This window comes from Sandarakinorhabdus sp. (genome assembly GCF_031422795.1).
Taxonomy (GTDB): domain Bacteria; phylum Pseudomonadota; class Alphaproteobacteria; order Sphingomonadales; family Sphingomonadaceae; genus Sandarakinorhabdus.
The window spans coordinates 1-4686 of the sequence record NZ_JANPML010000319.1; the positions used below are offsets into that span (position 1 = coordinate 1).

8 protein-coding genes and 1 pseudogene are annotated in these 4686 nt (G+C 64.8%); 5 read left to right on the forward strand and 4 right to left on the reverse strand.

What is annotated here, in order from left to right:
• The 5 genes and pseudogenes from RMO81_RS11565 to RMO81_RS11585 all read left to right on the forward strand — a co-directional run.
• Nucleotides 1-192 (forward strand): annotated as a pseudogene (locus tag RMO81_RS11565) (hypothetical protein); the annotation flags it as partial.
• Nucleotides 192-998 (forward strand): tetratricopeptide repeat protein, encoded by an 807-nt coding sequence (locus tag RMO81_RS11570; protein ID WP_310476030.1) that lies wholly within the window; start codon nucleotides 192-194, stop codon nucleotides 996-998. The pseudogene RMO81_RS11565 and the gene RMO81_RS11570, both read left to right, overlap by 1 nt.
• Before the next feature lie 14 nt (nucleotides 999-1012).
• Nucleotides 1013-1969, forward strand: coding sequence for a glutathione synthase (gene gshB / locus RMO81_RS11575; protein ID WP_310476031.1), 957 nt, complete (start codon nucleotides 1013-1015; stop codon nucleotides 1967-1969).
• A 48-nt stretch (nucleotides 1970-2017) separates the two neighbouring features.
• A complete protein-coding gene (locus RMO81_RS11580) occupies nucleotides 2018-2341 on the forward strand; it encodes a metalloregulator ArsR/SmtB family transcription factor (protein WP_310476033.1) in 324 nt (107 codons plus the stop codon).
• On the forward strand, nucleotides 2338-2781 hold the full coding sequence (locus tag RMO81_RS11585; protein WP_310476035.1) for an ArsI/CadI family heavy metal resistance metalloenzyme: 444 nt from the start codon (nucleotides 2338-2340) through the stop codon (nucleotides 2779-2781). The genes RMO81_RS11580 and RMO81_RS11585 overlap by 4 nt, the downstream gene beginning before the upstream one ends.
• Nucleotides 2782-2784: 3 nt before the next feature.
• Here RMO81_RS11585 and RMO81_RS11590 read toward each other — a convergent pair whose 3' ends face one another.
• The 4 genes from RMO81_RS11590 to RMO81_RS11605 form a co-directional block, all read right to left on the reverse strand.
• The gene (locus RMO81_RS11590) at nucleotides 2785-3228 is read right to left on the reverse strand and encodes a hypothetical protein (protein WP_310476037.1); all 444 of its coding nucleotides are present in this window, start codon (nucleotides 3226-3228) and stop codon (nucleotides 2785-2787) included.
• A gap of 1 nt (nucleotide 3229) precedes the next feature.
• Nucleotides 3230-3952 (reverse strand): hydroxyacylglutathione hydrolase, encoded by a 723-nt coding sequence (gloB, locus tag RMO81_RS11595; RefSeq protein ID WP_310476038.1) that lies wholly within the window; start codon nucleotides 3950-3952, stop codon nucleotides 3230-3232.
• A gap of 1 nt (nucleotide 3953) precedes the next feature.
• Nucleotides 3954-4370, reverse strand: a complete 417-nt coding sequence (locus tag RMO81_RS11600; protein WP_310476040.1) for a VOC family protein — start codon at nucleotides 4368-4370, stop codon at nucleotides 3954-3956.
• A partial coding sequence (locus RMO81_RS11605; protein WP_310476041.1) for a thioesterase family protein occupies nucleotides 4367-4686 on the reverse strand: 320 nt, incomplete at its 5' end. The genes RMO81_RS11600 and RMO81_RS11605, both read right to left, overlap by 4 nt.

The window sequence follows — 4686 nt, forward strand, 5'->3', positions numbered from 1 at the left end:
AAGGCGCGGCCCACTCTCGACTCCGGCGTGGCGGCGCTGCATCTTGCCCAGGCGCGGCGTTGTCAGGCAGCGGCGCGCTGGCTCGCCACTCGGCACGGCTGGCCGGGCGCCGTGCTCAGGCACGATGCCGTCGTGATCACACCGTGGGCTTTGCCGCGGCACCTCATCGCCATCTGGCGGGAAGAAAACTGATGTTGCTGGCAACGATTGGCCTGTTGGAAGATGACGATATCGACCTGGTCGAAGCCGGCATTGCGCTGAGTCTGGCTGATAATAGCCGCGCCGATGGGGAAAGACTGCGGCGGCTGGTGACGGAATGGGCGGTGGCTCTGCAGCGCGAAGCGGCGCCCGCCACGGCCCCCGCCACAGCCAAAGCCCGCGCGCTGCATCTTGCCAGCCTGATTGGCGGCAAATCCGGGCTGACCGGCGACACCCAGGATTACGACAACCCGCTGAACGCCGATCTGGTGGCTGTCGCGACGCGCGGCCTTGGCCTGCCGATTTCGCTGTCGATCCTGTATGTCGCGCTGGCGCGCCGGGTCGGCTGGCGCGCCGATGCACTGGCCTTGCCGGGCCATGTGCTGGTGGCGGTGCATGGCGGCGGCGAATCGGCGCTGGTCGATCCATTTGATCATGGCATCAGCGTTACCCAGGCCCGCGCCGCCGATATCGCGGCCCAGGCCGGCGGCAGCGCTGTGGCGGGCGGTTTCCCGGCGATGAGCAATCGCCAGATGCTGGTGCGCATGGTGTCGAACCAGGCCAGCCGGGCGCGGCTGAACGGCGACATCAATCGGGCGCAGGCCCTGTATGAACGGCTCACCATCATTGCGCCGGATCAGGCCGGCCTGTGGTGGGAACGCGCCCGGCTGGAACAGCGGCTTGGCCGCCTGCCCGCCGCCCGCGCCAGCCTGACCGCCATGCTGGAAACCACGCACGACCGGTTGGCCGGCGATCGCATCCGCACCATGCTGGCAACGCTGGCCAGATCCGAAAACTGAAAAAGGCACGAACAATGACCATGCGCGTCGCGGTCCAGATGGATCCGATCGAAACCATCAACATCGGCGGCGATTCCACTTTCGCGCTGATGCTGGAAGCCCAGGAGCGCGGCGCCAGCCTGATCCACTATCTCGCCGACGATCTGTCGGCGGAAAATGGCCGGGTGCGGGCCAAGGCGCGACCGCTGAAGGTGATGAACCAGGCCGGCGCGCATTATGAATGGCTTGGCGATCCACGCACCGTCGACATCGGTGACGAAGCCGATGTGGTGCTGATGCGGCAGGATCCGCCGTTCGACATGGGCTATATCACCGCCACCCATCTGCTCGAACAGGTGCAGGACCGGGTGCTGGTGGTCAACGATCCGGCCGAAGTGCGCAACGCGCCCGAAAAATTGTTCGTGCTGCGCTTCCCCGATCTGATGCCGCCGACACTGGTGACCAAGAGCCTGGAAGAGGCCATGGATTTTCGCGCCCGCCACGGCGCCATCGTCGTCAAGCCGCTGTATGGCAACGCCGGCACCGCCGTGTTCCTGATCGACAAGACCGACGGCAATCTGCCGGCGCTGGTCGAATTGTTCAGCAGCGTTTGGCGCGAACCGTTCATGGTGCAGGCCTTTCTGCCCAGCGTGGCAGAGGGCGACAAGCGCATCGTGCTGGTTGATGGTGAACCGGCCGGCGGCATCAACCGCCTGCCGAAAAAGGGTGAAATCCGCTCCAACCTGGCCGCGGGCGGCAGCGCCCAGCCCACCGAACTGACGGCGCGGGAACAGGAAATCTGCGCGCGGCTCGGCCCGGAGCTGAAAAAACGCGGGCTGATCTTTGTCGGCATCGACGTCATCGGCGGCTATCTGACCGAGATCAACGTCACCTCCCCCACCGGCATCCGCGCCATCGACCGCTTCAATGGCACCAACACGCCGGCGCGCATCTGGGATGCAATCAAGGCACGGCTCGAGGCGCGCAGTTGACATTTCGATAATCGTCGAATATTTCGATATCTGTCGAAAGGATATCGGATGGATTCACCGCTTGCCATCATCGCGCTGGCCGCCCTCGCCCACGAACGCCGCCTCACCGTGTTCCGCACGCTGGTCGTGGCCGGCGCGGACGGATTGGCTGCCGGCCGGCTGGCGCTGGCGCTCGACGTGCCGCCCTCCAGCCTTTCGCATCACCTTGGACTGCTGGAACAGGCCGGGCTGGTACAAGTGCGCCGCGCCGGCCGCAGCCTCATCTATGCAGCGGACTTCGCTGCAATGCGGGCGCTGATCGGCTTCCTCACTGAAGACTGCTGCCAGGGCTTCGCGCCTGTGGCGGCCTGCACAACCGGAGACTGCATATGAAGCGTTTGCACGTGCATGTGGGCGTGACTGATCTTGCCCAATCCATCGCCTTTTATTCCTGCCTGTTCGGCGCCGCGCCAACAATGCAGCGGGATGATTATGCCAAGTGGATGCTTGACGATCCGCGCGTCAATTTTGCCATCAGCCACGGCCATGCCACGACCGGCATCGAACATCTGGGCATCCAGGCCGAAACGCCGGAGGAACTGGCGGAAGTCACGGCGCGTCTGACGGCAGCAGCCCAACCGGTGCTGGCCGAAGGTGAAACCACCTGTTGCTATGCCCGTTCGGAAAAAAGCTGGACCACTGATCCGCAAGGCGTGGTGTGGGAAGCCTTTCACACCATGGCACAGGCCCGCACCTATGGCAGCAGCCCGGCGCTTGATATGCTGGCAGCGATGGCGCCGGCGGCACCAGCGGCAGGTGGCGGCTGCTGCTGAACCTCAACCGCTGGGTTTGTCGGCCTTTTTCGCAGGCTTGGCCGGCGGCCCGGCGACGCGTTCCCAACTGCCCAGGCCACAACCACCAAAGTTGACGCCGCCCAGATTGAAATCGATCACCTGCACGATGTCGCCCCGGCACTGGCTGCCGATCGGGCTGGTGTGCACCAACCCGCGCCGTGGTTCCAGCGTGGGGCAGTTCATGTTGTTGCGCCACCAGCGGCCATCGCGCAGCCGCGCATACCAATTGTGATCGGCGCCGGCCTGGGTTTGCAGGATGCTGCGCGTTTGCAGGCATGAGCGGGTTTCAGGCTTGAAATCGGCAGCCTTGGCCGGCAGATCATCGCCTGCCGCTGCCGGGAAGGCCGCGACCAATGCGGCAAGGAAAAGCGCGTTTCTGATCATGGAGCCGCAATACCCGCCCGACGCTGTATCATCGCTGAACATGTCATCCCTTAAAAACGTCCTTGGCGGCGCGGCGGCGGGCGAGTTCGGCCACGCTGCCGGCGCGCACAAAGGGGTTGGTCGCGGCCTCCATCGCCAGGCTGAACGGCACGGTGGGGTCGCCGCGTTCACGCAGGCGGTCCACGGCTTCGGCGCGCTTGCGCAGCGCCTCGTTCTCCGGTTCGACCGTTACGGCAAAGCGCGCGTTGGACTGGGTATATTCATGCGCGCAATACACCAAAGTGCGCGGCGGCAGCGCCATGAACTTGGCCAGCGCGCTGTGCATCTGTTCGGCCGTGCCTTCAAACAGGCGGCCGCAGCCCATGGCAAACAGCGTGTCGCCGCAGAACAGCGCGCCATCAAAGGCATAGGCATTGTGGCCCGCGGTGTGTGCCGGGCAATCGATGACGCGGCCGATCTGGCTGCCGATCTGCACCGTATCGCCTTCCACCACGGCGCGGCCGATGTGCGGAATCTTGGCCGCCTCAGCTTGCGGCCCGGTCACTTTCGCACCGGTCGCCGCCACGATATCGGCATTGCCGCCAACATGATCAGGGTGCCAGTGGGTGTTCAGGATCTGGGTGATCTTCCAGCCGCGGCTGGTGGCGGCTTCCAGCACCGGGCCGGCGACGGCGGGATCGATGACCGCTGTTTCGCCCGAGGCCGCATCATGGGCCAGCCAGACATAATTGTCGGACAACACCGCCACGCCGACGACTTCGAGCATCTTACCAGCTCCCCACATTAGGCATCGAAGCCCAGGGCTCAGCCGGGGCCAGTGCCGGCCCGGCCTGCAGCAGTTCCACCGAAATCCCGTCCGGCGATTTCACAAAGGCCATGCGGCCATCGCGCGGCGGCCGGTTGATCGTCACGCCGCCTTCCATCAATGCCAGGCACGCCGCATAAATATCGTCCACCGCATAGGCGAGGTGGCCAAAATTGCGCCCGCCGGTGTAGCCGGCCTCGTCCCAATTGTGGGTGAGTTCGACCTGGGCATCTTCATCATCCGGCGCGGCCAGGAAAATCAGGCTGAAACGGCCGGCGTCGTTGTCATGGCGGCGCAGTTCCCTCAGGCCCAGCAATGCGAAGAAGCGCAGCGTTTCGGCCACATCCGACACACGGATCATGGTGTGCAGATATTTCATTTGAACAGGCGTCCTTCAAAGGCTTCGAACAGGGCGGCCAGCGTGTCCGGCACGGGTGTCGGCCGGCCGCGCGGTTCATCAACATGCACCTGCACTTCAGTGCCGCTGGCGCGCAGATCCTCCGCCGATCCGGCGTGCACTTCAAACGCAAAGGTAAGCGAGGTGCGGCCAATCTTGTCGCAGCGCACGCAGATGGCGATTTCCTCGTCGAGCAGGATGGGGGCGTGATAAACCACCTCGGCCTTCACCACGTGCAGTTCGGGCGCGCCCCGCAGATTTGCCTCTGGATACAGGCCAACATGCCGAAAATATTCGG

What these genes read in the sequence shown, in the direction of transcription:
- RMO81_RS11590 (WP_310476037.1), bottom strand. Translation starts at nt 3,228, where the DNA reads ATGTTCAGCGATGATACAGCGTCGGGCGGGTATTGCGGCTCCATGATC.
- gshB (WP_310476031.1), top strand. Translation starts at nt 1,013, where the DNA reads ATGACCATGCGCGTCGCGGTCCAGATGGATCCGATCGAAACCATCAAC.
- gloB (WP_310476038.1), bottom strand. Translation starts at nt 3,952, where the DNA reads ATGCTCGAAGTCGTCGGCGTGGCGGTGTTGTCCGACAATTATGTCTGG.
- RMO81_RS11570 (WP_310476030.1), top strand. Translation starts at nt 192, where the DNA reads ATGTTGCTGGCAACGATTGGCCTGTTGGAAGATGACGATATCGACCTG.
- RMO81_RS11600 (WP_310476040.1), bottom strand. Translation starts at nt 4,370, where the DNA reads ATGAAATATCTGCACACCATGATCCGTGTGTCGGATGTGGCCGAAACG.
- RMO81_RS11585 (WP_310476035.1), top strand. Translation starts at nt 2,338, where the DNA reads ATGAAGCGTTTGCACGTGCATGTGGGCGTGACTGATCTTGCCCAATCC.
- RMO81_RS11580 (WP_310476033.1), top strand. Translation starts at nt 2,018, where the DNA reads ATGGATTCACCGCTTGCCATCATCGCGCTGGCCGCCCTCGCCCACGAA.